Origin of the sequence: Aurantimonas sp. NFXS3, assembly GCF_049132005.1 — a bacterium.
GTDB classification, from domain to species: domain Bacteria; phylum Pseudomonadota; class Alphaproteobacteria; order Rhizobiales; family Rhizobiaceae; genus Aurantimonas; species Aurantimonas coralicida.
On sequence record NZ_JAGDDZ010000002.1, the window covers coordinates 454694 to 481482 of the forward strand.

General features: G+C 68.5%; 25 protein-coding genes. 14 read left to right on the plus strand and 11 right to left on the minus strand.

Translation table 11 applies throughout. The features are described from left to right. The first annotated feature begins 93 nt into the window (after nt 1–93). The 3 genes from J3367_RS07285 (at nt 94) to J3367_RS07295 (ending at nt 2791) form a co-directional block, all read left to right on the plus strand. On the plus strand, nt 94–387 hold the full coding sequence (locus J3367_RS07285; RefSeq protein WP_024349442.1) for a hypothetical protein: 294 nt from the start codon (nt 94–96) through the stop codon (nt 385–387). A gap of 114 nt (nt 388–501) precedes the next feature. Then, the gene (locus J3367_RS07290) at nt 502–1770 is read left to right on the plus strand and encodes an NAD(P)/FAD-dependent oxidoreductase (protein ID WP_024349443.1); all 1269 of its coding nucleotides are present in this window, start codon (nt 502–504) and stop codon (nt 1768–1770) included. Nucleotides 1771–1789: 19 nt separating this feature from the next. Beyond that, a complete protein-coding gene (locus tag J3367_RS07295; RefSeq protein ID WP_024349444.1) occupies nt 1790–2791 on the plus strand; it encodes a 4-hydroxyproline epimerase in 1002 nt (333 codons plus the stop codon). Between the two features lie 73 nt (nt 2792–2864). Here the strand turns inward: J3367_RS07295 and J3367_RS07300 are convergent, their stop codons facing one another. Next, nucleotides 2865–3359 carry a ferritin-like domain-containing protein gene (locus J3367_RS07300; protein WP_024349445.1) on the minus strand — a complete coding sequence of 165 codons (495 nt, stop codon included), beginning with the start codon at nt 3357–3359 and terminating at the stop codon, nt 2865–2867. 210 nt (nt 3360–3569) lie between these two features. Between J3367_RS07300 and J3367_RS07305 the strand changes: the two genes are divergently transcribed. Both J3367_RS07305 and J3367_RS07310 read left to right on the plus strand, forming a co-directional pair. After that, nucleotides 3570–4925: an ActS/PrrB/RegB family redox-sensitive histidine kinase gene (locus tag J3367_RS07305; RefSeq protein ID WP_024349446.1), complete on the plus strand. Its 1356-nt coding sequence runs from the start codon at nt 3570–3572 to the stop codon at nt 4923–4925. Between the two features lie 134 nt (nt 4926–5059). After that, nucleotides 5060–5635: an ActR/PrrA/RegA family redox response regulator transcription factor gene (locus J3367_RS07310; protein ID WP_051141517.1), complete on the plus strand. Its 576-nt coding sequence runs from the start codon at nt 5060–5062 to the stop codon at nt 5633–5635. A 21-nt stretch (nt 5636–5656) separates the two neighbouring features. On the opposite strand, the gene J3367_RS07315 is transcribed toward J3367_RS07310, so the two are convergent. Both J3367_RS07315 and cueR read right to left on the minus strand, forming a co-directional pair. Beyond that, the gene (locus J3367_RS07315; protein WP_188075199.1) at nt 5657–6166 is read right to left on the minus strand and encodes an MmcB family DNA repair protein; all 510 of its coding nucleotides are present in this window, start codon (nt 6164–6166) and stop codon (nt 5657–5659) included. 121 nt (nt 6167–6287) lie between these two features. After that, entirely contained in the window at nt 6288–6686 is a 399-nt protein-coding gene (gene cueR, locus J3367_RS07320; RefSeq protein ID WP_009211101.1) for a Cu(I)-responsive transcriptional regulator, read from the minus strand. A gap of 234 nt (nt 6687–6920) precedes the next feature. Between cueR and J3367_RS07325 the strand changes: the two genes are divergently transcribed. Further along, nucleotides 6921–7658, plus strand: a complete 738-nt coding sequence (locus J3367_RS07325) for a L,D-transpeptidase (RefSeq protein ID WP_024349449.1) — start codon at nt 6921–6923, stop codon at nt 7656–7658. 140 nt (nt 7659–7798) lie between these two features. Here the strand turns inward: J3367_RS07325 and J3367_RS07330 are convergent, their stop codons facing one another. From J3367_RS07330 to J3367_RS07340, 3 genes are all read right to left on the minus strand, one after another. Beyond that, nucleotides 7799–8473 carry a ceramidase domain-containing protein gene (locus J3367_RS07330; RefSeq protein ID WP_024349450.1) on the minus strand — a complete coding sequence of 225 codons (675 nt, stop codon included), beginning with the start codon at nt 8471–8473 and terminating at the stop codon, nt 7799–7801. Between the two features lie 21 nt (nt 8474–8494). Further along, on the minus strand, nt 8495–8905 hold the full coding sequence (locus tag J3367_RS07335; RefSeq protein ID WP_024349451.1) for a VOC family protein: 411 nt from the start codon (nt 8903–8905) through the stop codon (nt 8495–8497). Between the two features lie 107 nt (nt 8906–9012). Further along, complete coding sequence (locus J3367_RS07340; protein ID WP_024349452.1) at nt 9013–9456, minus strand: YqaA family protein; 444 nt, start codon at nt 9454–9456, stop codon at nt 9013–9015. Between the two features lie 168 nt (nt 9457–9624). Between J3367_RS07340 and J3367_RS07345 the strand changes: the two genes are divergently transcribed. The 8 genes from J3367_RS07345 to J3367_RS07380 all read left to right on the plus strand — a co-directional run bounded on the left by J3367_RS07345 (nt 9625) and on the right by J3367_RS07380 (nt 16660). Then, nucleotides 9625–10056 (plus strand): DUF2852 domain-containing protein, encoded by a 432-nt coding sequence (locus J3367_RS07345; protein ID WP_024349453.1) that lies wholly within the window; start codon nt 9625–9627, stop codon nt 10054–10056. A 144-nt stretch (nt 10057–10200) separates the two neighbouring features. Continuing rightward, nucleotides 10201–10953 (plus strand): M48 family metallopeptidase, encoded by a 753-nt coding sequence (locus tag J3367_RS07350; RefSeq protein WP_029702782.1) that lies wholly within the window; start codon nt 10201–10203, stop codon nt 10951–10953. A gap of 89 nt (nt 10954–11042) precedes the next feature. Then, entirely contained in the window at nt 11043–11729 is a 687-nt protein-coding gene (locus J3367_RS07355) for a phosphoribosylanthranilate isomerase (RefSeq protein WP_024349455.1), read from the plus strand. Then, complete coding sequence (gene trpB, locus J3367_RS07360) at nt 11726–12946, plus strand: tryptophan synthase subunit beta (protein ID WP_024349456.1); 1221 nt, start codon at nt 11726–11728, stop codon at nt 12944–12946. The genes J3367_RS07355 and trpB overlap by 4 nt, the downstream gene beginning before the upstream one ends. Nucleotides 12947–13045: 99 nt before the next feature. After that, the gene (cutA, locus tag J3367_RS07365) at nt 13046–13366 is read left to right on the plus strand and encodes a divalent-cation tolerance protein CutA (protein ID WP_024349457.1); all 321 of its coding nucleotides are present in this window, start codon (nt 13046–13048) and stop codon (nt 13364–13366) included. Nucleotide 13367: 1 nt separating this feature from the next. Further along, nucleotides 13368–14201 (plus strand): tryptophan synthase subunit alpha, encoded by an 834-nt coding sequence (gene trpA, locus J3367_RS07370; RefSeq protein ID WP_024349458.1) that lies wholly within the window; start codon nt 13368–13370, stop codon nt 14199–14201. A 135-nt stretch (nt 14202–14336) separates the two neighbouring features. Then, the gene (accD, locus tag J3367_RS07375; RefSeq protein WP_024349459.1) at nt 14337–15281 is read left to right on the plus strand and encodes an acetyl-CoA carboxylase, carboxyltransferase subunit beta; all 945 of its coding nucleotides are present in this window, start codon (nt 14337–14339) and stop codon (nt 15279–15281) included. A gap of 44 nt (nt 15282–15325) precedes the next feature. Then, the gene (locus tag J3367_RS07380; protein WP_024349460.1) at nt 15326–16660 is read left to right on the plus strand and encodes a bifunctional folylpolyglutamate synthase/dihydrofolate synthase; all 1335 of its coding nucleotides are present in this window, start codon (nt 15326–15328) and stop codon (nt 16658–16660) included. Nucleotides 16661–16755: 95 nt separating this feature from the next. Here the strand turns inward: J3367_RS07380 and trxA are convergent, their stop codons facing one another. The 5 genes from trxA to J3367_RS07405 all read right to left on the minus strand — a co-directional run bounded on the left by trxA (nt 16756) and on the right by J3367_RS07405 (nt 26779). After that, nucleotides 16756–17076 carry a thioredoxin gene (gene trxA / locus J3367_RS07385; RefSeq protein WP_009211089.1) on the minus strand — a complete coding sequence of 107 codons (321 nt, stop codon included), beginning with the start codon at nt 17074–17076 and terminating at the stop codon, nt 16756–16758. A gap of 54 nt (nt 17077–17130) precedes the next feature. Continuing rightward, on the minus strand, nt 17131–20760 hold the full coding sequence (gene addA, locus J3367_RS07390) for a double-strand break repair helicase AddA (RefSeq protein WP_024349461.1): 3630 nt from the start codon (nt 20758–20760) through the stop codon (nt 17131–17133). Then, a complete protein-coding gene (gene addB, locus J3367_RS07395; RefSeq protein WP_024349462.1) occupies nt 20757–23888 on the minus strand; it encodes a double-strand break repair protein AddB in 3132 nt (1043 codons plus the stop codon). Before addB ends, addA begins: the two co-directional genes overlap by 4 nt. Nucleotides 23889–24016: 128 nt before the next feature. Continuing rightward, the gene (locus J3367_RS07400; RefSeq protein WP_029702785.1) at nt 24017–25882 is read right to left on the minus strand and encodes a putative bifunctional diguanylate cyclase/phosphodiesterase; all 1866 of its coding nucleotides are present in this window, start codon (nt 25880–25882) and stop codon (nt 24017–24019) included. A 153-nt stretch (nt 25883–26035) separates the two neighbouring features. After that, nucleotides 26036–26779, minus strand: coding sequence for a nucleotidyltransferase family protein (locus J3367_RS07405; RefSeq protein WP_024349464.1), 744 nt, complete (start codon nt 26777–26779; stop codon nt 26036–26038). Nucleotides 26780–26789 lie beyond the last annotated feature (10 nt).

Here is a 26789-nt window from a genome sequence, read left to right on the forward strand (position 1 = left end):
TCGCAGCTCGTCCGGCTTCGGACCGGGCCACTGGCGCGGCGGCCCATCGGCGCCATCTATCCGGCCAGCTTGCCTCTGATTCGGAGATCCAGGATGCGATCCGCCCTTCTTCTGGTTGCCGTCCTTGCCGGCATTGCCGGCTGCAACAGCACCGCCCCCTATCCCAACGGCTCGCCCATCGTCGGCGCGCGGGTGTCGGCCAATGAGAACCCCCGCGGTTCCGAAGCCTTCTGCCGCCAGTATGCCCGTCAGACCGCCGGCAACAGCTACGAGAACCGCATCGATCGCGGGGAGGACGGGTTCGGCGTGCGCGCGCTGACCCGCCAGCGGGCGCTCGACCAGGGCGAGGCCGCCTATCGCCGCTGCCGGGCCGGCCGCACGGACTGACAACGGTCGCGCCGCCGTCCCGACGGAACGGCGTGTGGAGGCCGTCCGCCGCGCCCCTTGTGCATCGGTCGTTCTTGCGGCATCGCTGCGAGGAACCAGTGGCGGGGACAGGCGATGGCGTCCACCAGTGACGGCAGGACAATCGACGCGGATGTCGCGATCGTCGGCGCGGGCATCGTCGGCATCACCGCCGCCTTCGCCCTGCAGGAGCGCGGGCAAAGCGTCGTCCTGATCGAGCGGGGCGAGGTCGCCCACGGCGCCAGCTTCGGCAATGCCGGGGCCTTCGCGTTCAGCGACGTCATGCCGCTGGCCTCGCCAGGCATCCTGCGCAAGGCACCGCGCTGGCTGCTCGATCCGCTGGGTCCCTTGAGCGTGCCGCCGGCCTATCTGCCGACCATTGCGCCGTGGCTGTTCCGGTTCTGGCGCGCCAGCCGGCCCGCCGCCTTCGCGACCAGCTTCGCCGCCCAGGTGGCGATGATGGAACTGGCGAGCACCGAGACCCGCCGGCTGATCGCGGCGGCAGGGCTCGACGCGATGCTGCGCTCCGACGGTGCGCTGGAACTCTACGAAAGCCGCGCCGAGTTCGAGGCGTCGCTGGAGGCCTGGCAGGCGCGCGAGGCCGCCGGCATCGCCTGTCGCCATCTGGACGCCGCCGGCATCGCGCAATTGCAACCGGGCCTGTCGCCGCGCTTCACCCACGGGACCTTCGTGCCCGGATGGCAGTCGATCGCCGATCCCTATGATTATGCCAAGGCATTGGCCGACCGCGTCGCCGAGCGGGGCGGGCGGATCGTCCACGCCGAGGTGCGTGGCCTGGCGCCGGCCCGCGACGCGGTGTGCCTGAAGCTGGCGGGCGGGTCGGACCTTCTGGCACGACATGCCATCGTTGCGGGCGGCGCATGGTCGAAGCCGCTGGCAGCCGCCCTCGGCGACACCCTGCCGCTGGAGACCGAGCGGGGCTACAACACCACCCTGCCGCCGGGCGCCTTCGACCTGAAGCGGCAACTGACCTTTCCCGGCCACGGCTTCGTGGTAAGCCGGCTGACATCCGGCATCCGGGTGGGCGGCGCCGTCGAGCTCGGCGGCCTGCACCGCCCGCCGGACTATCGCCGGTCGGCGACCATGCTGGAGAAGGCGAAACGCTTCCTGCCCGCACTCGACATCACGGGCGGCCGGCAGTGGATGGGGTTTCGGCCGTCCATGCCGGACTCGCTCCCGGTCATCGGTCCCGCGTCCACGACCGACCGCGTGTTCTATGCCTTCGGCCACGGCCATCTCGGCCTGACCCAGTCGGCGGCGACGGCGCGTATTCTCGCCGATCTCGTCACCGGCACGCCGGCGCCGATCAATCTCGCGGCGTTCTCGCCACGCCGTTTCGCCTGACCTGCCACCGGAGATCCACATGGCACGCCACAGCTTCTTCTGCCTCGACGGTCACACCTGCGGAAATCCCGTCCGCCTCGTTGCCGGCGGCGGCCCATTCCTCGACGGGGCGACGATGATCGAGAAGCGGGCGCATTTCATGGCCGAATACGACTGGATCCGCACCGGGCTGATGTTCGAGCCGCGCGGCCACGACATGATGTCCGGCGCGATCCTCTACCCGCCGACCCGCGACGATTGCGACGTGGCCGTGCTCTACATCGAGACCTCCGGCTGCCTGCCCATGTGCGGCCACGGCACCATCGGCACGGTGACCATGGCGCTGGAGCACGGGCTCGTCCGGCCGAAGGAGCCCGGGATCCTGCGGCTCGACACGCCGGCCGGCGTGGTCACCTGCCGCTATCGCAAGGAGAACGGCTTCGTCGAGGAGGTCCGGCTGACCAATGTGCCGGCCTTCCTGCACGCTGAAGGCATCGCGGTGGACTGCCCCGGTCTCGGCGCGCTCACGGTCGACATCGCCTATGGCGGCAATTTCTACGCCATCGTCGATCCGCAGCCGAACTTCCGCGACATGGCCGACTTCACCGCTTCCCAGCTTGTCGCCCTGTCCGGCCCCTTACGCGCGGCGCTGAACGACGCCCATGAGTTCGTGCACCCGGAGACCCCGGCGATCCGCGGCCTGCGCCATGTGCTGTGGGCCGGCGAGCCGACGATGGAGGGGGCCACGGCCCGCAATGCGGTGTTCTATGGCGACAAGGCGATCGACCGCAGCCCCTGCGGTACCGGCACGTCGGCGCGCATGGCGCAATGGGCGGCCAAGGGGCGCCTCGCGCCCGGCGACGACTTCGTCCACGAGAGCATCATCGGCTCGCTGTTCCACGGCCGGGTCGAAGCCGCGGCCGAGATCGGTGGCAAGTCGGCGATCGTGCCGTCCATCGCCGGCTGGGCGCGGCTGACCGGCATCAACACGATCTTCATCGACGACCGCGACCCGTTCCGGCACGGTTTCCAGGTGCTGTAGGCTGAAGCGCCGCACGAAAAAGACCGCCGGCGCGGATGCGCCGACGGCCCTGATACCGGCTCTGTCGCGATGCTTACGCGGCGGCCTTGTTGATGCCGCCGGTGGCGATCTGCGTCATCGTCTTGTCACCGTGATAGGTGGCGTCCAGGCACTTCTGCAGCTTCTGGGCATCATCCTTCAGGTCGAGACGCTTGGCGAAGGCTTCCAGGCAGCCATAGCCGGCGATCGCGTAATGGGCCATGCGCTGATACTGGGTGATGATCATCGCATCGCGGGCGTCGGGATCGGTGATGTCCTCCTCGATGCCGTGCGAACGGGCTTCCTTGACGAGGCCTTCCATGCCCTTGCAGAATTCTCCCGAGGGATCGGCGCCATGGGCGGTGATGATCTCCTTCAGCGTGGCGATGCCGTCCTCGATGCCGGCGACGCCGGCGTCCAGCGCGCTCTTCAGGTCGCCGTCGGTGGCGACGCCGGCGAGCTCGCGGGTGACCTTGGCGGACTGGTTGCAGGCGCTGTGAATGTCCTGCAGCTGATCGATATAGATGTCCTTGAGATTGGCGAGAGCCATGATGCGTCCCTTCCGTCTTGATCCTGTGCGCCTTGGCGCTTCGGGACGGTAAAGGGCAAAGGACGGCCGGGTGTTCCATGACGGGAACCGGCGCGGCACTTGGTCCCGGCTGCCCGGACACCCCGCGCGGCTTTGACCACTTTCGGCGATGCGGATGACGGGCTAGACGGTAAGTCTCCGATTTCCTTTCAAGAATAGTTGAAGCCGATCATGGACCAGGCGACCCGTTCCAGTTTCGACCTCCGCCTGCCGGCCTTCGTGACCATGATGCGCGAGAGCCAGCGGCTGCGCCTGGCGACGCTGGTGCGGCTGCGCTGGCTTTCCGTCGCCGGCCAGACCGCGGCCTGCGTCTTCGTGGCCTGGGGGCTGTGGTGGCCGTTTCCGATCGGCACCTGCCTTGCGCTGATCGCCGCCTCTGTGGCGCTGAACATCTATCTGTCGATCAGCTTCCCGGCGAGCCGGCGGCTGTCCTCGACGGCGGCGGCCGGCGTGCTGACCTTCGACATCCTGCAGCCGACGGGCCTCCTGTTCCTCACCGGCGGCATCGAGAACCCATTCACGGTGTTCCTCGTGGTGCCCTCGATCATCGCCTCGGCGACGCAGCCGCCGCTGACGACGGTGGGGGTGGGGCTCCTGGCGGTGGTCTGCACGACGGCGCTGGCCTTCTTCCACATGCCGGTGCCCTGGCCCCACGGCATGTCGCTGGAACTGCCGATCTCCTATGTCGGCGGCCTGTGGTTCGCGATCGTCACGACCCTCGTCTTCTCCTCGATCTACATCTACCGCGTGGCGGCGGAATCGCGGGCGCTCGCCGATGCGCTGAGCGCCACCGAACTCGTCCTGCAGCGCGAGCAGCATCTGTCGGCGCTCGACGGGCTGGCCGCCGCCGCCGCCCATGAGCTCGGCACGCCGCTCGCCACCATCGCCCTCGTCGCCAAGGAAATGGGTCGTTCGGTGCCGGCCGACGATCCGCAGCGCGAGGACGTGGATCTGCTGGTCGAGCAATCGGAGCGCTGCCGCACGATCCTGCGCCAGCTCAGCTCCCTGTCCTCGTCCAGCGAGACCCATCTGGCACGTCTGTCAGTGATGTCGCTGATCGACGAGGTGGCCGAGCCGCACCGCAATTTCGGTGTCGCGCTGAAGGTCGAGACGGTCGAGCGCGACGGCGCCGAGCCGGTCGCCCGCCGCAATGCCGGCATCGTCTACGGCCTCGGCAACATCGTCGAGAACGCGGTGGACTTTGCCGATGGCGAGGTGATCATCCGCGCCGGCTGGAGCGAGAGCCAGGTCTATATCGAGGTGCTGGACGACGGGCCGGGCTTTGCGCCCGAAATCCTCGACCGGATCGGCGACCCTTACATGTCGGACCGCGATTCGACGGAGCGCAATACCGGCGGCGGTCTCGGCCTCGGCCTGTTCATCGCCAAGACGCTGCTCGAACGCTCGGGCGCCTCGATCAGTTTCGCCAACCGGGCAAGCCGCGGCCGCGTCGCCAATGGCGCGGTGGTGGTGATCTCCTGGCCGCGGGACGTCTTCCTGTCGAACCGGCCCGCCAATCGCGACTGACGCAGCGGCAGAGCAGAGGCAGCGAACGCCGGATGCGTACTTCGGTCGCATGCCGATTGCCGGTTCTGGCGGGTGCAAGCCGTTGAAGGCGTCTGCCCGGCGCTCCATTTCCCGGACAAAGGAAAGGAACGCCGATGTTGACCGAAACTGTAGGGACTGCTCCTGAGCAGTCGTTTCTGCCGCAGGGTGATCGATCGCTGCTTCTGGTCGATGACGACCGCCCGTTCCTGCAGCGCATGAGCCGGGCGCTCGAGCAGCGCGGTTTCGATGTGGTGACCGCCGAAAGCGTCGAGGAAGGGCTTGCCGCCCTGAAACGCTCGGCACCGGCCTGCGCCGTCGTCGACATGCGGCTGGCCGACGGCAATGGGCTCGACGTGATCGAGGCGCTGCAGCGGGCCCGCGAGGATGCCCGGGTCGTGGTGCTGACCGGCTACGGCAACATCGCCACCGCCGTGACCGCCGTGAAGCTTGGCGCCATCGACTATCTCGCCAAGCCCGCCGATGCCGACGAAGTGATCGCCGCGCTCAGCCGCAAGGCGGGTGACCGCGCCGCGCCGCCGGAGAATCCGATGTCGGCCGACCGGGTCCGCTGGGAGCATATCCAGCGCGTCTATGAATTGTGCGATCGCAACGTCTCCGAGACTGCCCGCCGGCTGTCGATGCACCGCCGGACCCTGCAGCGGATCCTCGCCAAGCGCGCACCGCGCTGAGGTCGCACCCCGCGGCGGCGGTCAGTCCGCCTCCGTCTCTCCCGCCATCCCGGTCATGAACGGATTGGCCGCCCATTCCGCCTGTACCAGGCGGTCGGCGGCCAACCGCGCGAAACGCAGCGTCATCGCTTTTCGCGTGGCTGGCGCGATCCGGTCTTCCGGCGCTTCGCGCAGGATTTCGGCGCCGTAGCCATCCGACACGATCAGCCCGCAGCTTTCGGGAAAGATGTCCGCCGGCACGCCGGGATGGGTGGCGAAGAACAGCCGGTCGCAATGCTGCAGATAATCCGGCCACTTCCGGTCCACCCGGAAATCCTCGATCGAGGTCTTGATCTCGATGATGGTGATCTCGCCCTTTTCCGACAGGCAGACGAGGTCGGCCCGGCGGCCGGACGCCAGCGCCATTTCCGGCAGCAGCGACACCTTGCGCGCCAGCATCAGGCGCTGCACGCCCCGGCGCACCATCATGGCGCGCTCGGACTGGCGGCCGTCGACCAGCGGGTCGACGCGGAAGGGGGATACGATCGGCATGGTCGAGACCTAGCCGAGCCGCGGCGCTTTCGGCAAGCAAAAACGCGAACAAACCAGAAACGCGGCAGAACGTCGCAACCGCGCGCCGCGGTACCGATACGCCGACGATGCGAAGGCGTGGTCAGCGGCCGGTGCGGTCCCCGGAGATCTCCTCGAGGATCGGGCAGTCCGGGCCGTCGTCGCCGTGGCAGCGCTCGCTGAGATCGGCGAGGGCGCGTTTCAGCGATTGCAGCTCGGCGATCTTGCGGTCGATCTCGGCCATGCGGGAACTGGCCATGGACTTCACGTCCTCGCTGCGCCGCCCCTCGTCCTCGTAGAGCGAGATCAGCCGCCGCGCTTCCTCGATGGTGAAGCCGAGCGAGCGCGAGCGCTGGAGGAACCGCAGGAGATGCACATCGCGATCGCCGTAATTGCGATAGCCGTTGATGGCCCGGGAGGGTTTGACCAGCCCGACTTCCTCGTAATAGCGGATCGTCTTGGGGGGGAGGCCGGACAGCCGGGCCGCCTCTCCGATGTTCATCAAAAAGCCCTCGTAGCTCAGGTTGCGAACGTCCCAGAGTGCGCCTGAGATGTCGCGGCGGCCGCCGCCGTCAACTGTCACCAAGCGGCAACAAAGCCTTCGTTAACCAACACCGTGCTTCCATCCCGTATTGCCTGACGGATGGACGCGGACTAACGAGGAGACGGCTACAGATGGTCGGCGCTCCTCCGGTGCGCGGTTCGTTCGGCGAACTGATCCCATCCCACCCCGAACATGGCATTTTCGATGACGAGCAAACGTTCCCTTCTCCTTGGTGCTGCGGTCCTTTCGCTGGCCGTGGCTGCCGGTTGCGCGAGTAACCAGCGCGCATCGTTGGCGCCGTCCGGGGTCTCTGCCTACACCGCACCGACCAACCTGCCGAACGAAGGCAGCCTCGGCGCCACTTCGGCGCTCGGCTATTCGGCCGTCGTCGATGACGGCTATGCGCTGCCGGCGATTCCGACCGAGAAGATCGATCCGCAGTATCTGCGCCAGCGCGTGTCCTTCCCGGAAGGCCGCGAATACGAGCTGGGCACGGTCGTGGTCGATACGCCGAACCGCTTCCTCTACGTGGTCGAGGCCGACGGCATGGCGATGCGCTACGGCATCGGTGTCGGCCGCGCCGGCTTCTCCTGGGCTGGCGACGCCAACATCCGCGCCAAGCGCTCCTGGCCGAAATGGTTTCCGCCGGCCGAGATGATCGACCGCAAGCCGGATCTCGAGCCCTATCGCGACGGCATGGAGCCCGGCCTGACCAATCCGCTCGGCGCCCGCGCGCTGTATCTCTACCAGAACGGCAAGGACACGCTGTTCCGCCTGCACGGCACGCCGGAATGGTGGACCATCGGCACCGCCGCCTCGTCGGGCTGCATCCGTCTGATGAACCAGGACATCATCGACCTGTACGAGCGCGTTCCGATGGATGCGCGCGTCGTGGTCAAGCAGGGCAAGGAGCGCCTCGCCGCTCGCTGAGCAGAGGCGCTGTCTCCGGCGATCTGTCGCCGGACACCAGTTTACAGGGCGGGGGACCGCCAGGGCCGGATGCTTCGGGGGAGGCGTCCGGCCTTTTTTTGTCCTGCGTTATCGAGCTGGATGATCGATCCCGCCGCGCCTCAGCCTGCGCTCGCTCTTGCGGCCTCGGTCTCCGGTTGGCGGCCTCTCAAGGCGGCGGCTAGCAGCAGTCCCAGGGTCACCGCGTTGAGCACATGCCAGAGGAAGTGCGTGCCGAGCGGCCAGTCCGCACAGAGCGGGGCGTCCGCCATGCGCAGGCCCAGCGAGAGGGCAAAGACCGTTCCCGCCGCAAGAACCGCGGGACCTGCGCGGTGGCCGGCCGCGAGCAGGTAGCCGCCGATGCCGAGCATGGCGAGAAGCGCTGGCACGTAGCCCGCCGAGGATCCGACCATTCCTGCGAAGAGCGGCTCCGAGAGGATCGAGGCGCCCAGGAAGGCGGCCGTGCCGAGGCCCGCCGCCCAGCGGCCGAGCCCGACGAGGCGATGCAGCGCCAGGAAGAAATAGGCGTAGATGAACAGCGCGATCGGCAGGACGTCGGCAAGGCTCGACCAGCGGTTGGCGAAGGTGTGGAACAGGAACGAGCCGATGCCGATGATGGCGACGAGGCCGGCGAGCAGGCACACCGGCCGGTCCCGTCCGCCGGCCCGGCGCCACAGCGCGAAGCCGGCTGCGGCCGCGACGAGGAAGGCGAGATTCGAGATCGCGTTTAGCGGCTCGGCCCAGAAGCCGGCTCCCAGTCGCTCGCAATAGGCGTCGATCGGTTGCGTCCAGTCCATGACCGCGCCGTTGCGCCGGGGCTACTGTCCGGTGCGCCAGGGATCGTAGGTGCCGAAGTTCCAGAGTTGGCCCTCCGGATCGCGGCAGGCGAATTCCTTCGAGCCGTAGCTCTTCTCCTGCAGATCCACGACGATGGTCGCGCCGGCCGCCTGCACCGCCTCGTAGAGATGGTCGACATCCTTGACGACGAGATAGGGGCTCTGGGACACGGGCGCGCCGGCCTTCGCCGTGGTCTGCAAGGCGCCGAACGCGTCGTCCCGGGCGTCGCCGACCATCACCATGCCGTCGCCATGGACGAGTTCGGCATGCAGGATACTGCCGTCTGTATCCTCGTGGACGGCGTGGCGGCTGAAGCCGAGTGTATCGCAGAGCCAGGTGATCATCTTGCGGCAATTCTCGTAGCGAATGGTGGGAATGACGGTCGATGGCATCGCGGCTCCTCCCTTGCGACGAGGATAGCATCGTAATCGCGTTTCGCGATCCGGGTCATCAAAACTTCACACCCCTCGACGCGATGCCGCGGCCGAGCGCTCCGGTGTCAGAGCCCGGGCCAGGCGAGCGTTGCGCCGGCGACCACCGCGTAGCGGGCGAACTTGCCGATCGCGACGAGGATGGTGAAGCGCAGGAGCGGCACCCGCAGCACGCCGGCGATCACCGTCAGCGCGTCGCCGCCGAGCGGCCACCACGCAAGCAGCAGCGTCCAGACGCCGTAGCGGTTGAAGAACCCCGTGGCCCTGTCGAGATGGCGCGGCGGCACCGGAAACCATCGGCGGTCGGCATAGTGCAGGAGGAAGCGGCCGCACACCCAGTTGACCACCGAGCCGAGCGTGTTGCCGACACCGGCGACGACGACCAGCAGCCAGGGCTCGCCGATGCCTTCGGCAAGCAGCGCGACCAGCACGATCTCCGAGGCGCCGGGCAGGAGCGTCGCGGCGAGGAAGGCACTCCAGAACAGGCCCGCACAGGCGGCGAACAGCGTCATCGCGGGGCCGCCGGGCGAACCGAAAAACGCTCGCACCGGCCAATTTTCGCGCGCGGGAGATTGAACGCCGTTTCGCCAGTCACCATGTTGTGGATACTGCAGCAAGACATGTCGAAGCCCCCGCGATGCCTCAGCGTCGCGGCCATTTTCGAAAGGAACGTGACTGCGATGACTTCGCGAGCTTTGATTCGTCCGGCATGGACGCCGGCCACGATTGCCCTGATGGTTGGCGGTTTCATGATCTTCTGGCCTCTCGGCCTGGCGATGCTGGCCTACATCCTCTGGGGTGACCGTTTGGACGGCTTCAAGCGGGACGTCAATGAGACGACGGACCGCCTGTTCGGCGGCCTGAAGCGCGCCGGCGGGGGCAGCCCCTTCGGCGCCCCGCGGACCGGCAATGTCGCCTTCGACGACTGGCGGGAGAAGGAACTCAGCCGCCTCGACGAGGAGCGCCGCCGCCTGCACGAGGCCGAGGCCGAATTCGCCGCCTATGCGCGCGAACTGCGCCGGGCCAAGGACCAGCAGGAGTTCGACCGCTTCATGGCCGAGCGCGGCAAGCGCCGCGACGATGGCCCGGTGGTCGACGGCCAGCCGGCCTGACTGTGACGACGGCGCCCGGCCTGGGGCCGGGCACCCATGAAAAAGGCGGCGGCGTCCCCCGGGCGTCGCCGTTTTTCGTGTCTTGAGGGTGTAGACTGCGATTCGAACGGCGGCGTATCGCCGCCCATCCCTATCCGGCTGCCGATGTCCTTCCTCTTTCCCCATGCCAAGCCGCGCGTCTCGGCGATCCCCGAACGGCTCGATCTCGCCGGCGGCCCGGTCGCCGTGACGGTCCGGCGCAACCCCCGCGCCAAGCGCATGATCCTGCGGCTGGCCCCCGGCGCCTCGGGCGTTGTGGTGACCGCGCCGCGCCAGGTGTCGGGCCGGGCGATCGCCGAATTCCTGGAGCGTCATCGCGGCTGGGTCGAGGAGCGCGTGGCGCGGGCGCCGGGGCAGGTGGTCGTCGCCGACGGCGCGACCATTCCGTTTCGCGGCGGCACGCTGCGCCTCGTGTCGGCGCCGGAGCGCCGGGCGTCGCGCTTCGAGACGGTCGATGGGGAGGCGTGCCTGGTGGTCGGCGGCGCGCCGGAGCACTTCGTGCGCCGTGTCGTCGATACGCTGAAGCGCGAGGCGCGGCAGGATCTGCAGGCGGCGGTGGATCGCCATGCGGCGACTGTCGGCCTGCGTCCGCGTTCGATGGCGCTGAAGGACACCCGCAGCCGCTGGGGCTCCTGCACCATTGACCGGCGACTGGCCTTTTCCTGGCGCATCGTCATGGCGCCGCCGGAGGTGCTCGACTATCTCGCCGCCCATGAGGTGGCGCATTTTCGCGAGATGAACCACGGCGCGTCGTTCTGGGCGCTCTGCCGCGAGCTCTGCCCGGGCATGGACCACGGCCGCGACTGGCTGAAGCGCCACGGGGCGGGCCTCCACGCCATCGATTGTTCCGGCGCCTGACCCGCGGTTTTGCCGCATCCTTTACAGGCCGGGGCGAGAGGCGCGATAAGGGCGCCAAGAGTGCGATCCGACCTTCGGGAGTACGGCTTTTGCGAGCCTTCGACGTCAAGATCTGCGGACTGTCCACGCCCGAGACCCTCGCGGTGGCGCTGGAGCGTGGCGCAAGCCATGTCGGCTTCGTGCATTTCGCGAAAAGCCCGCGGCATATGGACGTGGAGCCGATGGCCGACCTCGTCGCAAAGGTCGAAGGCCGCGCCGAGACCGTGATCGTCACCGTCGATCCCGATGATGCGCTGCTTGACCGTTTCGCCAGCGACGTGAAGCCGGATTGGCTGCAGCTGCATGGCCGCGAGACGCCGGAGCGGGTGCGCGACATCCAGGCGCGCACCGGGCTGAAGGTGATGAAGGCGCTGCCGATTTCTGCCGCCGAGGATCTCGCCGCGGTCGCGCCCTATGCCGGCGTCGCCGACCGCATCCTGCTCGATTCCAAGCGCCCCAAGGGCTCCGATCTGCCGGGAGGAAACGGCGTCTCCTTCGACTGGACGCTGCTTTCGGCCGCCGGGTCGGGCCTTGACCCGCAAATGGCCTATATGCTCTCCGGAGGGATCGACGCCGACAACGTCGCCGAGGCCGTCAGGATCGCCGATCCGTCCGGCATCGACGTGTCGTCGGGCGTCGAGAGCGCCCCCGGCGTCAAGGATGCCGGCCGCATGCACAGCTTCTTCGATGCGCTGGATCGCCTGGGCGAGCCGGCGAGAAAGGCACGAGTCTCGTGAACCAGCCGCTGACCCCGAATTCCTTCCGCGCCGGCCCCGACGAGGAAGGCCGCTTCGGCATCTTCGGCGGCCGCTTCGTCGCCGAAACGCTGATGCCGCTGATCCTCGACCTGCAGGAAGCCTGGGAGACGGCCCGCGTCGATCCGGCGTTCAAGGCCGAGCTAGACGGGCTGAACACCCATTACACCGGACGGCCGTCGCCGCTCTATTTCGCCGAGCGGCTGACCGAGAAGCTCGGCGGCGCCAAGATCTACTTCAAGCGCGACGAGCTGAACCACACCGGCTCGCACAAGATCAACAACTGCCTCGGCCAGATCCTGCTCGCCCGCAAGATGGGCAAGACCCGGATCATCGCCGAGACCGGCGCCGGCCAGCATGGCGTGGCGACCGCCACGGTCTGCGCCCGCTTCGGCCTGCCCTGCGTCATCTACATGGGCGCGACCGACGTCGAGCGGCAGTCGCCCAACGTCTTCCGCATGAAGCTTCTCGGCGCCGAGATCGTGCCGGTCACCGCCGGCCACGGTACGCTGAAGGACGCCATGAACGAGGCGCTGCGCGACTGGGTGACGAATGTCGATTCCACCTATTACCTGATCGGCACCGCCGCCGGCCCGCATCCCTATCCGGAGCTGGTGCGCGAGTTCCAGTCGGTGATCGGCAAGGAAACCCGCGAGCAGATGATGGCCGCCGAAGGGCGCCTGCCGGACATGCTGGTGGCGGCCGTCGGCGGCGGCTCCAACGCCATCGGCCTGTTCCATCCGTTCCTCGACGACAAGGATGTCGCCATCGTCGGCGTCGAGGCGGGCGGCAAGGGCCTTGAGGGCGAGGAGCATTGTGCCTCGCTGACCGCAGGCTCCCCCGGCGTTCTCCACGGCAACCGCACCTATCTGCTCCAGGACGATGACGGCCAGATCAAGGAAGGCCATTCGATCTCGGCCGGCCTCGACTATCCGGGCATCGGGCCGGAGCATTCCTGGCTGAAGGATTCAGGCCGGGTCGAATATGTGCCGATCATGGATACCGAAGCGCTCGAGGCTTTCCAGCTCCTGACCCGCACCGAGGGCATCATCCCGGCGCTGGAGCCGGCCCATGCGCTGGCCGAAGTGGTCAAGCGCGCCCCGACCATGGGCAAGGACCAGATCATCGTTATGAATCTCTGCGGGCGCGGCGACAAGGACGTCTTCACCGCCGCCAAGCATCTCGGGGTCGAGCTCTAGACTGCCGGATGGGCCGCAGCGATTGGCGGCCCGGGAAGCGGAATGTCCGAAAAACCAAGCTGACAACGCTGGAGAAGCCAGCGAGCGAAGCGAGCCTGCATGACCGACATCGTCGAAATCCACGTCACCTGCCCGTCGCTCGATGAAGCGCGGGAACTGTCGCATGTCCTGATCGACGGTCGCTTTGCGGCCTGCGTCAATATCGGCAAGGAAGTCGACAGCCGCTATGTCTGGCAGGGCAGCAAGGAGCGCCACGACGAGTGGCCGCTGACGATCAAGACCACGGCGGACCGGTTCGACGCCTGCGCGGCGGCGATCCGCGAACACCATCCCTATGACACGCCCGCGATCTTCGGCTTCAAGGTCGATCACGTGGACGCGGCGACCGCAGACTGGGTCGCCGAGGTGACGAAAGCCTGACATGACGACACGCATCGAAGACCGGTTCCGCGCGCTGAAGGAAGAGGGTCGCCCCGCCTTCGTGACCTTCGTCATGGCCGGCGATCCCGACCACGAGACGGCGCTGGAGATCGCCCGGGCGCTGCCGGCGGCCGGCGCCGACATCATCGAACTCGGCATGCCCTTCTCCGATCCCATGGCCGACGGGCCGGCGATCCAGAAGGCCGGTCTGCGGGCGCTGCAGGCGGGCGCCAGCCTGAAGAAGACCCTGTCGCTGGTCCGCGCCTTCCGCGAGGGCGACCAGACGACGCCGATCGTGCTGATGGGCTATTTCAACCCGATCTACATCTACGGCGTCGAGGCCTTCGTCGCCGATGCGCTGGAGGCCGGCGTCGACGGGCTGATCGTCGTCGATCTGCCCCCGGAGATGGATGACGAGCTCTGCCTGCCGGCGCTCGACAAGGGACTGAACTTCATCCGCCTGGCCACCCCGACGACTGACGACAAGCGCCTGCCGGCAGTGCTGAAGAACACCTCCGGCTTCGTCTATTACGTCTCGATCACCGGCATCACCGGCTCGGCCGCTCCCGATGCGGACAAGGTCGCCGCCGCGGTCGGCCGCATCAAGAAGCACACCGACCTGCCGGTCTGCGTCGGCTTCGGCGTCACCTCTGCCGACCAGGCGCGCGAGATCGGCAAGGGCGCCGACGGCGTCGTCGTCGGCTCGGCGATCGTCAAGGCGATCGAGCAGTCGTTGGAGAACGGCCGCGCCACCGCCCGCACGGTGAGCGACGTGCGCGACCTCGTCGGCGAGATCGCCGGCGGCGTGCGTGCCGCCCATCTTGCCAAGTCCTGAGCGGGCGACCATGTCCGGGGCGTGACGCGTCCCGTCGACGGGGATGCGTGACCGCCTAATTCCTGCGGCAGCGATTGCGCTGCCGCCCCTCGCCGGCACCGGCTGCCGGACCGATTTTGCCACGGGACAAGTGCCTTGAACTGGATCACCAACTACGTTCGCCCGAAGATCTCGAGCCTCCTCGCCACGCGCGAAGTGCCCGAAAACCTCTGGATCAAATGTCCAGAGACCGGCGAGATGGTCTTCCACAAGGATCTGGAAGCCAATCAGTGGGTGGTGCCGTCCTCCGGCTTCCACATGCGCATCCGGGCACGCGACCGGCTGAAGGCGTTCTTCGATGACGGCGCCTTCGAGACGATCGAACTGCCGAAGGTCGCGGTCGATCCGCTGAAGTTCCGCGACTCCAAGCGCTATGTCGACCGGCTGAAGGAATACAAGGCGAAGGCCGAGATGGACGACGCCGTGCTGGCGGCGCGCGGCAGCCTCGAGGGCGTGCCGGTGATGGCCATCGTCCAGGATTTCGCCTTCATGGGCGGCTCGCTCGGCATGGCCGCCGGCGAGGCGATCATCAAGGGCTTCGAGACCGCCATCGCCGAGCGACGCCCGGTGGTACTGTTCGCGGCCTCCGGCGGCGCGCGCATGCAGGAGGGCATCCTGTCGCTGATGCAGCTGCCGCGCACCACGGTGGCGGTTGAGATGCTCAAGGAGGCGGGACTGCCCTATATGGTCGTCCTGACCAATCCGACGGCCGGCGGCGTGTCGGCTTCCTATGCGATGCTGGGCGATGTCCACATTGCCGAGCCGGGCGCGGTGATCGGTTTTGCCGGCGCCCGCGTCATCGAGCAGACGATCCGCGAAAAGCTGCCCGAGGGCTTCCAGCGCGCCGAGTATCTGATGGCCCATGGCATGGTCGACATGGTCGTGCATCGCCACGAATTGCGCCCGACCATCGCCAATCTCCTGAAGCTGCTGACCAGGCAGCCGGCCGAGGCCGTCGAGGAGGAGGCGGTCGTGGCCGAGCCGGTCGAGGCCATGGGGTCCGAGCCAGTCCAGGCGCCGGAATCGCAGGCCGCGGGCTGAGCGACCTTTTTGCATCGCTCCCCGCACTGGCGTAATTCTTTCCGATGACAACGACCTCGCTGGCCGCCGCCGAAATCGACGCCCTGATGCTGAAGCATCCGAAGGGCTTCGACCTGTCGCTCGACCGCATCCGCCGGCTTCTGACCGAACTCGGTGAGCCGCAGCGCAAGCTGCCGCCTCAGATCCACATTGCCGGCACCAACGGCAAGGGCTCCGTCACGGCGTTCTGCCGGGCCATTCTGGAGGCCGACGGGCAGGCGGTCCACGCCCATACCTCGCCGCATCTCGTCAACTGGCACGAGCGCTACCGCATCGGCCGCAAGGGCGAGCCCGGGGCCCTGGTCGACGACGCGATGCTGGCCGAGGCCGTGGCCCGCGCGGCGAAGGCCAATGCCGGTGCGCCGATCACCGTATTCGAGATTCTCACCGCGGTGACGTTCCTGCTGTTTTCGGAAAATCCCGCCGACGCGGTGCTTCTGGAAGTCGGGCTGGGCGGTCGCTTCGACGCCACCAACGTCATCGAGAGGCCGGCCGTCACGGTCATCACCGCGATCTCGCTCGATCACCAGTCCTATCTCGGCGACCGCGTGGAACTGATCGCGGCGGAGAAGGGCGGCATCATCAAGCGCGGCGTGCCGGTGGTGCTGGGCCAGCAGAACGAGTCGATCGCGCTGGAAGTGCTGACCTCCATGGCCGACCGCGCCGGGGCGCCGCTGCTGGTCTACGGCCAGGACTTCTTCGCCTACGAGGAACATGGACGGCTGGTCTATCAGGACGAATCCGGCCTGCTCGACCTGCCGATGCCGCGACTGCCGGGACGCCATCAGCTGACCAATGCCGCGACCGCCATCGCCGCTTTGCGCCATGGGGGCTTCGCGCCGGCCGACAAGGCGATCGAGGCGGGTCTTTCCCATGTCGAATGGCCGGGACGGATGCAGCAGATCGCCTCGGGTCCGCTCTACCGGGCGGCGTTTCCGGGCTCCGAGCTGTGGCTCGACGGCGGCCACAATCCCGGTGCGGGCGCCGCCATCGCCGAGACGCTGGCCGATCTGGAGGAGCGGGTCTCGCGGCCGCTGTTCCTCATCGTCGGAATGATCAACACCAAGGATCCGACCGGCTTCTTCGCATCCTTTGCCGGCATTGCGCGGCATGTCTTCACCGTGCCCGTCGGCTCGTCGGACGCGGGCATCGACCCCGACGATCTGGCCGAGGCGGCGATCGACGCGGGTCTCGACGCCGAGCCCTGCGACAGTGTCGAGGAGGCGATCCGGCTGGTCTCCAGCAGCTGGGACGACAGCCGCGCGCCGCGCTTCCTGATCTGCGGTTCGCTCTACCTGGTCGGCGACGTGCTCTCCAGCAGCGGTCTCGCCCCGCGCTGAACTCCTGCGTGCTTTAAGGCCATCACAAGAAAAAGGCCCGGGCGATCGACCCGGGCCTTTTCAATTCATCGCGATGACGCTGGACGCTGAGCCGTTCAGGCAGCGCCCTTGTTGATCCAGTCGACGAGCTTCGACTTGGACTGCGCGCCGACCATCGTGTCGGCATGCTCGCCATTCTTGAAGATCATCAGCGTCGGGATCGAACGCACGCCGAACTGGGCGGCGATGTCCGGGTTCTCGTCGATATTCACCTTGGCGATCCGGACATTATCCATCTCGTTGGAGATTTCCTCGAGGCTTGGCGCGATCATCTTGCAGGGCCCGCACCACTCGGCCCAGAAATCGACGACGACGGGCTTGTCGCTGCCGAGGACGTCGGTCTGGAAATTGCTGGTGTCGATCTTTGTCGTGGCCATGGTCGGCTCCTAAATCCTGTTCGTCTCGTTACGTAGAAGTCGCTTGGCGCCAAATCAAGCGACGGCGCCGTTCTCTTGACGCTCCGTTGCCGATTGGGTGGACGCCCGGCGGCGCGCGACCGCTTGCTCCATCACTGCTTCCGACAGGGCGATCAGCCGCGGCGCTTCGGTGAACAGCAGCGCCGCCTCGATCGGCCGGTCCGGATAGAGCGGCTTCAGCATCTCGCGGTAGAGCGCCAGCTGCATGATGTAGGCCGGCGACACCTCCGCCAGCGAGGCGGGCGGTGGCCGGTTGGTCTTGTAGTCGACGATCAGCACCCGCGTTGCGGTGACCGCGAGACGGTCGATCGTGCCGTTGACGCGGTAGCTGCGGCCCGCAAGCGTGATCTCGCCGGCGACCGGCACCTCGGCCCGGCTGCCGGCGGCGAAGATCGGGGCGAAGGCCGGATCGTCCATGACGGCCAGCGCCGAGGCCACCAGCGCATCGTGATCGCCCGGACGCATCTCCGGCGCGGCCGTCGCCAGATAGCGCCGTGCGGCCGCCTCTCGTGCGTCCGCGGCCATCTCCGGCAAGACCTGCAGGAGCTTGTGGACCGCAAGGCCGCGCCGGATGGCGAAGGACGGATCGCCCGTCTGGCTGAGCACCGGCGAGACGAAGGCCGGGGCGGCCTCGGGCGGGATCGCGTCGTCTTCGGCGATCTCGGTGCCCTCGCCGGCAGAGGACGGCGACAGCGGCCGCGGCGGCAGGATTTCCGGCGGCAGCGGCGACAGATCGAGCGGCGCGGGCGCGTCGGGCTGCGGCTGGATCGCGGCAGCCAGCTTGTCGCCCCTCCCGGCCGCGCCGAAGCGCCAGGCGATGGTCGCGCCGTCGGAGTCGGTCACCGGCTGGCACTCTGCCGACAGGGCAAGTTGGGCCCGCTGCAGCCAGGAATTCTCGTTCGGGCCGCGCACGCCCGAGACGCCGCACACGACCAGCCGGTCGGCGGCGCGGGTCATGCCGACATAGAGCAGCCGGCGATACTCCTCCTCGGCCCGCGCCTTCTCCGCCTCCTTGAGGGCGGCGATGGCGTCGTTCTCCAGATCCTTGGCGGCACGCCACAGGAAGCCCGGCGACATGCCGGGCACGAGACCGGGCATGTCGGGCCATTCCATCAGTCGGGCGCCATGGGCGTGGCTGAACGGGGCCGAACCGGGATCGACGAGGAAGACGACCGGCGCCTCCAGCCCCTTGGAGGCGTGGGTGGTCATGATCCGCACCTCGCCGCGGCCCTGCTCCATCTCGCGTTTGATCGAGGGCGGGGCGGCGGCCAGCCGCGCGAGGAAGGCGTCGAGGCCGGGCTCGCCCGCTTCCTCGTCGGCCAGCGCCAGATCGAGGAAGGCATCGATCACCTCGCCGGAATCCGAGCCGAGCCGGCGCGTCAGCCGGGCCCGTCCCCCCTCGGGGCCGAGAATGCGGGCATAGAAGGCGAAGATGGTCTCGAAGCCCGAACGGGCACGCAATTCGTCGAGCCGCGTCAGCGCGTAGCGGCATTTGGCCAGAAACGCCTCGGTCGTTTCGTCGGGCACGAATTCCGGCACGCGGGCGAGACCCTCCGGCCCGCAGATCCGCCGCAGGCCGAGCGACAGCGGCTCATGGCGCTCGCGGGACAGGGCCAGCCCCATGAGGTCGTCGTCGGTGAAATCGAAGAAGGGGGACTTCAGGACGGCGGCGAAGGACAGATCGTCCTCGAAATTGGCCACCGTCCGGCCGAGCGCCATCAGGTCCTTCACCGCGATATGGTCGGTGATGACCAGCCGGTCGGCGCCGGCGACCGGGATGCCGGCGTCGCGCAGCGCCTTGGCCATGGCGGCGACGAAGCCGGAGCGCTTGCGCACCAGGACGATGACGTCACCCGCCGCAAGCGGGCGCACCTCGCCCTTGTGGGCGATGGGGTCGCCGATCCAGTCGCCGATCTGGGCGGCGATCCGCCGTGCCAGCCGGTTGGCCGGGGAATTGGCCGGCTCGTAGTCGATTGCCTGCAGCCAGTCGCGCGACTGCGGCTGCTCCTCGGCCTGGTAGACCGGCCAGATCTCTACGAGGCCCGGCGCCTCGCCCCGCGCGGTTTGGTGCGCCGGCGGCTCGTCGCCCGACGACAGGCCCTTGCGGTTCTCGGCGTCGGCAAAGACGGTGTCCACCGCCCGCAGGACGTCGGCGGCGGTGCGGAAGGACTGGGTCAGCCGCACCTCTTCGAAACGCGCCTCGGCGGCCTCGGCACGCTGCCGCATGGCCCGCTGCTCGTCGGCGAACATGCGCGGCGAGGCGCCCTGGAAGGAGTAGATCGACTGCTTCTCGTCGCCGACGGCGAAGACCGTGCGGGTGACGTCGCGGGCTCCGGCCCCGGCGAAGAACTCCTCTACCAGCTGGCGCATCACCTGCCATTGCCGCGGACTGGTGTCCTGCGCCTCGTCGATCAGCACATGATCGATGCCCTGGTCGAGCTTGTAATGGACCCAGGCGGAGGCGGCCGAGCGGGTCAGGAGCTCGGCGGTCCGCACGATCAGATCCTCGAAATCCAGCCGCCCGCGCCGGCGCTTGAGGATGGCGTAGTCGCGCTCGAAGGCGTCGGCGATCACCAGCGCCGCGGCGCTGGCGCGGAACAGCCGCAGGCTGGCCAGGCGCTCGTCGATCGCCTGGACGTGGTCGGCCAGCTGCTGCAGCCGCTCGGGGAAGTCGGGCAGGGCGTCGGCCACCGCCTTGGTGGCTACGCTCGATGGCTTGTAGGGCGTGCCCTTGGCCGTCAGGCACAGCGCCTTCAACGCGGCGAGCCGCGCGTCGGGCGTCCCGGCGTCCCGGAGGGCCTGCAGGCGGTCGTGGAACTTGGCGTCGGTCGGCTTGGAACTGGCGGCGGCAAGGCTCATGGCGCTGTCGCAGAAGGCCGAGTCGAAGCCGGGCGCATCGTCTGCCGCAGCGACGATCGCGGCCTCGTCCTCGCCGGGCTCCAGCCCGAGGGCGTGGCGCAGAAGCGCGACCGCCGCATCGATCCCGCCGGCCTCGTCGAGATGCCGCCGTATGGCGTCGCGCCGGTTGACGATTTCGCCGATGAGCTGGTCGAGGCCCCATTCGCCGGCCAGCGTGAGGGCCGAGGCAAAGGCCTCCGCCAGCGCCGAGGCGGCTTCGCCCGGTGCCTTCCGCGCCGCGCCGGTAATCAGCAGGCGGCGGGCTTCGGCCAGCAACGCCATGCTCTCGGCGTCGTCCAGAACCTCGAAATGCCCCGGAACGTTCGCTTCCAGCGGAAACTGGTGGAGGATCGCCTCGCAGAAGGCGTGGATGGTCTGGATCTTCAGCCCGCCCGGCGTCTCCAGCGCTTCCGCGAAAAGCCGGCGCGCGACGATCATCCGCTCCGGCGTAGGCGGCCTGTCGTCGAGCCGTGCGATCTCCGCCGCGAGATCGGCATCCTCGGCGGTCGCCCATTTCGCCAGCCGTGCAAAGACGCGGCCCGACATTTCGGCCGCGGCCGCCTTGGTGTAGGTCAGGCAGAGGATCTTCGACGGCTCCACCTTCGACAGGAGCAGCCGCACGACGCGTTCGGTCAGGACATGGGTCTTGCCGGAGCCGGCATTGGCCGACACGAAGACCGAGCGCTCCGGATCGGCGGCGATGGCCTGCAGCCGCGTCGTTTCGGCAATGCCGGTAAAGCCGCTCATGCCGCGCTCCCTTCGCTGCCGTCGCCGCCCTCGTCGGCGCCAATCGACCATTCCTGCGCCCGGGCCAGATGATCGTAGGCGCCGGAGAAATCGCCGGCGACAAAGGGCCGTGTGCGCGAGCGGAACGGGGTCGCCGCGTTGCGGAAATTCGCCACCAGGCCGCGGAACTTGGACAGGGCTTCATCGCTGAGCGCGTCGGGATCGACGGGCTCGCCCTTGCGGCCGCCGTCGCTGGCGAGATGGTCCTCATAGAGCGTGCGTTCGCGCAGGCGGACATAGACGAGGTCGGAAATCGCCGAGGCGGTGCCGGCGTCGGCAAAGGCGCCGAGCTTGGCCATGGCGCCTTCCAGCGGCAGCTGCGGGGCCAGCAGCGCGCGGGCCTGCGAGACCGAGGGCGTCGTGCCGGTCTTGAAGTCGAGAATCTCGGTCGAGCCGTCGGTCATGACGTCGACGCGGTCAGCCCGGCCGCGCAGCGTCGTCGCCAGGTCGGTGAAGTCGTAAGCGCCGCCGATCTCGGCATGGCGCGCGGCCACACGGGACCCGCGCTCGCGCTCCCAGGCAATGAAGTTGGCGCACAGCGCTTCGGCGCGCGGCCACCACACCGCCTCGATGTCCGGCGGCAGCATCTCCTCGTCGAAGCGCTCGCGGGCGATGGCGAGGATCTCCGCTTCGGCATCGCCCGCGTCGGGATCGTGGCCACGCTGGACGAAGCGGCCGAGAATGTCGTGGAAGAGATTGCCGCGTTCGGCGGCGTGCGGATCGCGCATCAGCTCGGGCAGCGGTTCGAGATTCATGATCTTGCGGGCATGGATCGCGTAGGGATCGCGGATCAGCGTCTCGACGTCGGTAATCGAATAGGAGGTCGGCCGGCGCTCCAGTGGCGGGCGCGGCTCGGGGCGGGCCGCGCGAATGTCCGGTCCGGCATCGGCGGGCGCGTCGTCGAGCCGGCGGGCATGGTCGAGATAGGTCTGGCCGGCGGCCCGCAGGTGGGCCGTGCCGTCCTCGCCGGCCAGCGTCGTCAGCCGTTGCAGCCAGCGCGAGGCGATCGCCGGGGCGCCGCCGGCCCGCCGCGAACGGGTGATGACGACCTTGCGGGCGCCCATCGCCATCCAGAAATCGTGGGCGGCCAGGCCGATGCGTCGCTCCGGCGGGTCGAGGGCGATCTCGCGGCGCATCAGCCGCGACAGGAAGGCGCCGCTCCTGGTGCCGCCGGGCCATGTGCCTTCGTTGAGGCCGCCAAGGATCGCCATGTCGACGCTCTGCAGCCGCGCCTCCAGCGTGCCCCAGACGAAGGCCCGGGCGGAGAGGCCGCCGCGCGGCTTGACCGTGACGCCGGCGACCAGCGCGTCGATGACGTCGCCGAGTTCGCGGGACGCGAAGCCAAAGCCGGTGTCGGGCGCCCGCACGATGTCGCTCAGGAACTCGACCATCGCCCGGCCGGCCTCCTCGGCATAGACCTCGGAGGCGTCCCCGTCGGCATCCGCCGCCACGGCTTCGAGACAGCGTGTCAGCGCAGTCGCATAGGCCGCGATCTCGCGTTCGGTCCCGTCGCGCAGGGCCGACAGCGGCTCCAATGCGACCTCCAGACGGTCGGCCATGGTCTGGGCCAGTTCGCGCTCGGCCTCGGGCAGGATGCGGACAGGCCGCGGCATGTGGGTCGCGGTTTCCAGCGTCCTGCGCCGCTCGGCGACGATGGTCCCGAGGCGGGCGCCGTCGGGAATGCCGACCGAACCGCGCAGGGCCAGCATCTCGATGGCGCGGGCGGCGCGGCGGGCCTCGGCGGCCGGCATGCCGAGCCGGGTCAGCGGATGCTTCAGAAGCGCGATCAGCGCGATCGGATCGCCCGGCTGCAGGGCAACGGCGGCGAGGGTGGTCAGCAGCGTGCCGGGCGGCGTGGCCGCCAGCGGCCGGCCGCCGGAATCATTGGCGGCGATGCCGAAGCGCGCGAGTTCCGAGACGACCCGGCGGGCGAGATTGCGGTCCGGGGTGATCAGCGCCGTCGTCGCATCCGGATCGGCCAGCGCCGCGCGCATCGCGCAGGCGATCGCGAGGGCCTCCTCGCGTTCGTCGTTCGCCTCGACGAGAGCGAGGCCGTCCAGGGCCTCTGCGCCGTGATCGCGCGCCGTCTCGCGCCAGCGATGGGTGGTTTCGGCCGGGCGCAGCGCATCGGCGACGAAGGCCTCGCGGGCGGTGAGGACAGGCTCTTCGTTCGGGGCCAGATGCGACACCGCCTCCGGTGGCAGGGCGAAGCGGGCAAGGATGGTCTTCAGGCCGTATTGCGGATGGCCGGGCGCCGAGATCGCCCCCTCGCGAGAGATTGCGGCGAAGGCCTCCGGATCGAGATGCCGGTCGAGACCGGGCAGCACCAGGGCGCCATGCTCGAGATGGGCGATGGCGTGCATCAGTTCGATGGTCGCGGGGGCGGTGGCGGTGGAACCGGCGAGGATCACCGGGCCGGTGCCGGGATCGCGCCGCAGCCGCTCGCCCTCGGCCCGCAACCAGACATTCTTGGCCGTCGCCTCGCTGACCCGGCCGGCCTCGGCCAGCGCCTGCGGCCAGGTCTCCGTGACGATCGACAGGAAGGTGACGGTGAGCTGCCACCAGTCGGACAGGGCATCGGGAGCAAGGCCGGCGAGCTTGCCGAGGCTGGTGCCCTCGGTCTCGACCTCGTCGAGCAGCGCGCCGAGATCGGCGGCGAGCCACAGCGCGTCGGCGGCGGAGGCCGGCAACACGGCCTCTTCGCCGATCAGCGCCTCGAATTCACGGCCGCGCGTGACCGAGCGCCATTGCCGGGCGAGGCGCGCGAGCTGCAGACGCCGTTCCAGTTCGCCCATGGTCGGTTCCAGCGACGGCCGCTCGCCCTCGGGCGCGAACTGGCTGGCCTCGTCGCTTTCGCCAATCGGCCGAATGGCCGGAAGAATGGCGCTGCCGGTACCCAGAAGCCGGGCGAATTCGCCGGCGAGCGCGCGCGCGGCGCGTCGGGTCGGCACGTAGATCGTCGCGCCGGCCAAGGCCATTGGATCTCCCGTGTAGCGGAAGGACGGCACGATGCGACCCTCGAGCAGGCCTTCGGCAAGCGTGGCAAGGAAGGGCCGTCCCGGCGGGATCGAAAACAGGTTGGCGGTCATGGACCGAGTCTAGGCCAAGCCCTGACGATTCGCACGGGCCAGTTGCCGGCGCGGCGCGAATACGCGTGGGAATTCGCAGCGGGGCGAGCGGCGTTCGCGGCGGTTCCTTGCGGCGCGTGGTGCCCGCTTCAGGACGCCTCGGCCCAGCCCTTCGCGACGACCGGCGATTGCGACTGGCGCTGGGCGAAGAGCTGCAAGAGGTCGGTGGTGCTGTTGAAATCGGCGGGGCGGGCGAAATGGTAGCCTTGGCCGAGAACATAGCCGAGCTCGTTCAGCCGTTCGGCCTGCCCGGCATTCTCGATCCCCTCGGCCACGACCCGCATCCCCAGCTTGTTGGCGATGCCCATCAGCCCCTCGACGATCGCGCTGCTCGGCGCATCGGTGAGCATCTGGTCAACGAAGGAGCGGTCGATCTTGATGATGTCGACGGGCAGCTTGAGCAGGTGGGTGAGGGAGGCAAAGCCGGTGCCGAAATCGTCCAGCGAGACAAGGATGCCGAGGTTGCGAAGCCGCGCCAGGCTTTTGGCGACATCCTCGCCGAGCCCGTCGAGGAAGACGTTCTCGGTCACCTCGACGACGAGGTGATGATACGGCACGCCGGCCGCCTTGAAGGGAGCGAGGAACCGCGCTTCCAGATCGCCGGATTCGAAATCGGCCGGGGCGAGATTGATGCCGACATGCTGGATCGGCAGGCCGCGGGCGATCCACGTCGCCAGATCGCGGGCGATCTGCGCGAACATGCGCTCGCTGATGCGCGAGGCGACCTTGTTGTCGGAGAAGGCCGCCGAGAAGGCGCCCGCGGCGACGATCCGCCCATCGGGCATGACCATGCGCGCCAGCGCTTCGAGACCGACGATCTCGGCCGTGTCGAGCCGGACGACGGGCTGGTAGTAGGTCAGGATCCGGTCTTCAGACAGCGCCTGGTCCACCTCGCGGATGGTTTCGACCCGCTGCATGATCGTCGTCCGCAAGCCGGCGTCGAAGGCGACGTAGCTGCCGCGGTTGGTCTCCTTGGCATGGTAGAGCGCGAAATCGGCGTTCTGCCGCAGCGTTTCGGCGTCGCTTCCGTCCGGACCGTAGACGACGCCGCCGAGCGTCACCTGCGGCACCATCATGTTGCCGTTGCACTCGAAGGGCGCGCTCATGCGCTGGCGGATCGTATGGGCGATCTGCGCGAGTTCGTCATGGTCCCGGCAGCGATCGCAGACCACCGCGAACTCGTCGCCGCTTAGCCGGTAGGCGGCACTGACGCCCGCGGAGTCGCTGTCACGCAGGCGCTGGGCGACCTCGCGGATCAGCCGATCGCCGACCATGTGGCCCATGGAATCGTTGATCGACTTCAGATGGTCGATATCGACGAGGATCAGCGCAAAGCTCGGCGCGGCGCCGAGCGCCAGCGTGGTGATCGCCTCGTCGAAACAGCGGCGGTTGGGCAGGTTCGTCAGCTGGTCGAAATAGGCAAGGTGATGGTTGTGCTGCTGCATCTGCGTGTGGGCGATGGAGATCGTGCACAAATGCACGCAGGCATCGACGATCTGGCGCTCGAACGCGCTCGGTCCGCGCTGGACCGGATAATAGAAGGCGAAGGTCGCGGCCACGCGGCCGGAGGAATCCGAGATCGGGCTCGACCAGCAGGCCCTCAGGCCCAGCGGCAGGGCAAGCCGGGCAAAGCTGGACCAGAGCGGATCGGTGGCGATGTCGGTGACCTCGACCGGCTCGCCCCTGAACGCAGCGCTGCCGCAGGAGCCGACGCCGGGCCCGATCTCCAGGCCGTTCAGCGCCTTGCAGTAATGCGCCGGCAGCGACGGAGCGGCCAGCGAGTGCAGCCGGCGGTTCTCATCGACGAGGAGAATGGAGCAGGTCACGCCGGGCGCCAGACTCTCGACGCGCGTGCACAGCAGATTGGCGATGACGTCGAATTGCGAACCCAGGGCAATCGCCTCGAGGATTTCGGTCTGCAACTGCTGCAGCGCGAAATGACCGTCTGTCCGCATCGAGTCCACCCGTCCTGTGCTCAGACAGCACACTGCGGGCCGGTGCGTTAGAAAAGGCTCAACGGCAGACCTCGCAATGCAAACACAAATAAGTGTTCAGCGAGGCGATCTGTTTGTTTTGCAACGGTAAACCGCTGATGACTGCGCACGTTGTCAGGCGGCGGCGCTGGCGATGAAGGCGGCCTCCGCAAGCGGGATGGCGCCGGGCGTTCCGACCGTGATCCACAGGCCGCCGAGCCTTACGCCATAGAGGCGGTCGGCGTCGATCAGATCGTCGAAAACGCGGTTCAGCGAGAATTTCTCCGGCTTCATGCCGGCGAAGATCTCGGGCTTCATGATCGCGACGCCGGCATAGATGAAGGGCGACATGTCGCGCTCCTCGACGCGGGTCAGCCGGCCCTCGACATCCATGACGAAATCGCCCTTGCCGTCGTAGCCGGTGGCCTGCTGCATGTCGGCGATCAGCAGCGACATGTCCATGCGCGCCGGGTTCCACAGATGCGCCATCAGGTCGAGATTGTCGCGGTAGCCGTCGATCCAGAACGTGTCGGAATTGATCACGTAGAAGGGCTCGGATCCGAGCTCCGGCAGGGCCTTGACGATGCCGCCGCCCGAATCCAGCAACTCGTCCTGCTCGTCGGAGACGATGATCTCCATGTCCTTGCGCTTGCGCAGATGCGCCCGCATCAGATCGGCCATGTAATGCACGTTGACGACGACGCGCTCGACGCCGTTGCGGGCCAGCGCGTCGAGCCCGTAATCGATCAGCGCCTTGCCCCGGATCTCGACGAGGGGCTTGGGAATGGTCGAGGTGATCGGCCGCATGCGCTTGCCGAGGCCGGCGGCCAGAACCATGGCGGTCTTGGGCTTGAAGGACGGGGTGGTCGACAGGGTCATGCGGCTCTTG

What these genes read in the sequence shown, in the direction of transcription:
- J3367_RS07295 (WP_024349444.1), top strand. Translation starts at nt 1,790, where the DNA reads ATGGCACGCCACAGCTTCTTCTGCCTCGACGGTCACACCTGCGGAAAT.
- J3367_RS07400 (WP_029702785.1), bottom strand. Translation starts at nt 25,882, where the DNA reads ATGCGGACAGACGGTCATTTCGCGCTGCAGCAGTTGCAGACCGAAATC.
- J3367_RS07300 (WP_024349445.1), bottom strand. Translation starts at nt 3,359, where the DNA reads ATGGCTCTCGCCAATCTCAAGGACATCTATATCGATCAGCTGCAGGAC.
- cutA (WP_024349457.1), top strand. Translation starts at nt 13,046, where the DNA reads ATGACCGACATCGTCGAAATCCACGTCACCTGCCCGTCGCTCGATGAA.
- addB (WP_024349462.1), bottom strand. Translation starts at nt 23,888, where the DNA reads ATGACCGCCAACCTGTTTTCGATCCCGCCGGGACGGCCCTTCCTTGCC.
- J3367_RS07290 (WP_024349443.1), top strand. Translation starts at nt 502, where the DNA reads ATGGCGTCCACCAGTGACGGCAGGACAATCGACGCGGATGTCGCGATC.
- J3367_RS07335 (WP_024349451.1), bottom strand. Translation starts at nt 8,905, where the DNA reads ATGCCATCGACCGTCATTCCCACCATTCGCTACGAGAATTGCCGCAAG.
- J3367_RS07305 (WP_024349446.1), top strand. Translation starts at nt 3,570, where the DNA reads ATGGACCAGGCGACCCGTTCCAGTTTCGACCTCCGCCTGCCGGCCTTC.
- J3367_RS07315 (WP_188075199.1), bottom strand. Translation starts at nt 6,166, where the DNA reads ATGCCGATCGTATCCCCCTTCCGCGTCGACCCGCTGGTCGACGGCCGC.
- J3367_RS07345 (WP_024349453.1), top strand. Translation starts at nt 9,625, where the DNA reads ATGACTTCGCGAGCTTTGATTCGTCCGGCATGGACGCCGGCCACGATT.
- trpA (WP_024349458.1), top strand. Translation starts at nt 13,368, where the DNA reads ATGACGACACGCATCGAAGACCGGTTCCGCGCGCTGAAGGAAGAGGGT.
- J3367_RS07350 (WP_029702782.1), top strand. Translation starts at nt 10,201, where the DNA reads ATGTCCTTCCTCTTTCCCCATGCCAAGCCGCGCGTCTCGGCGATCCCC.
- J3367_RS07310 (WP_051141517.1), top strand. Translation starts at nt 5,060, where the DNA reads ATGTTGACCGAAACTGTAGGGACTGCTCCTGAGCAGTCGTTTCTGCCG.
- J3367_RS07405 (WP_024349464.1), bottom strand. Translation starts at nt 26,779, where the DNA reads ATGACCCTGTCGACCACCCCGTCCTTCAAGCCCAAGACCGCCATGGTT.
- J3367_RS07285 (WP_024349442.1), top strand. Translation starts at nt 94, where the DNA reads ATGCGATCCGCCCTTCTTCTGGTTGCCGTCCTTGCCGGCATTGCCGGC.
- trxA (WP_009211089.1), bottom strand. Translation starts at nt 17,076, where the DNA reads ATGGCCACGACAAAGATCGACACCAGCAATTTCCAGACCGACGTCCTC.
- J3367_RS07325 (WP_024349449.1), top strand. Translation starts at nt 6,921, where the DNA reads ATGGCATTTTCGATGACGAGCAAACGTTCCCTTCTCCTTGGTGCTGCG.
- cueR (WP_009211101.1), bottom strand. Translation starts at nt 6,686, where the DNA reads ATGAACATCGGAGAGGCGGCCCGGCTGTCCGGCCTCCCCCCCAAGACG.
- addA (WP_024349461.1), bottom strand. Translation starts at nt 20,760, where the DNA reads ATGAGCGGCTTTACCGGCATTGCCGAAACGACGCGGCTGCAGGCCATC.
- J3367_RS07340 (WP_024349452.1), bottom strand. Translation starts at nt 9,456, where the DNA reads ATGACGCTGTTCGCCGCCTGTGCGGGCCTGTTCTGGAGTGCCTTCCTC.
- J3367_RS07380 (WP_024349460.1), top strand. Translation starts at nt 15,326, where the DNA reads ATGACAACGACCTCGCTGGCCGCCGCCGAAATCGACGCCCTGATGCTG.
- J3367_RS07330 (WP_024349450.1), bottom strand. Translation starts at nt 8,473, where the DNA reads ATGGACTGGACGCAACCGATCGACGCCTATTGCGAGCGACTGGGAGCC.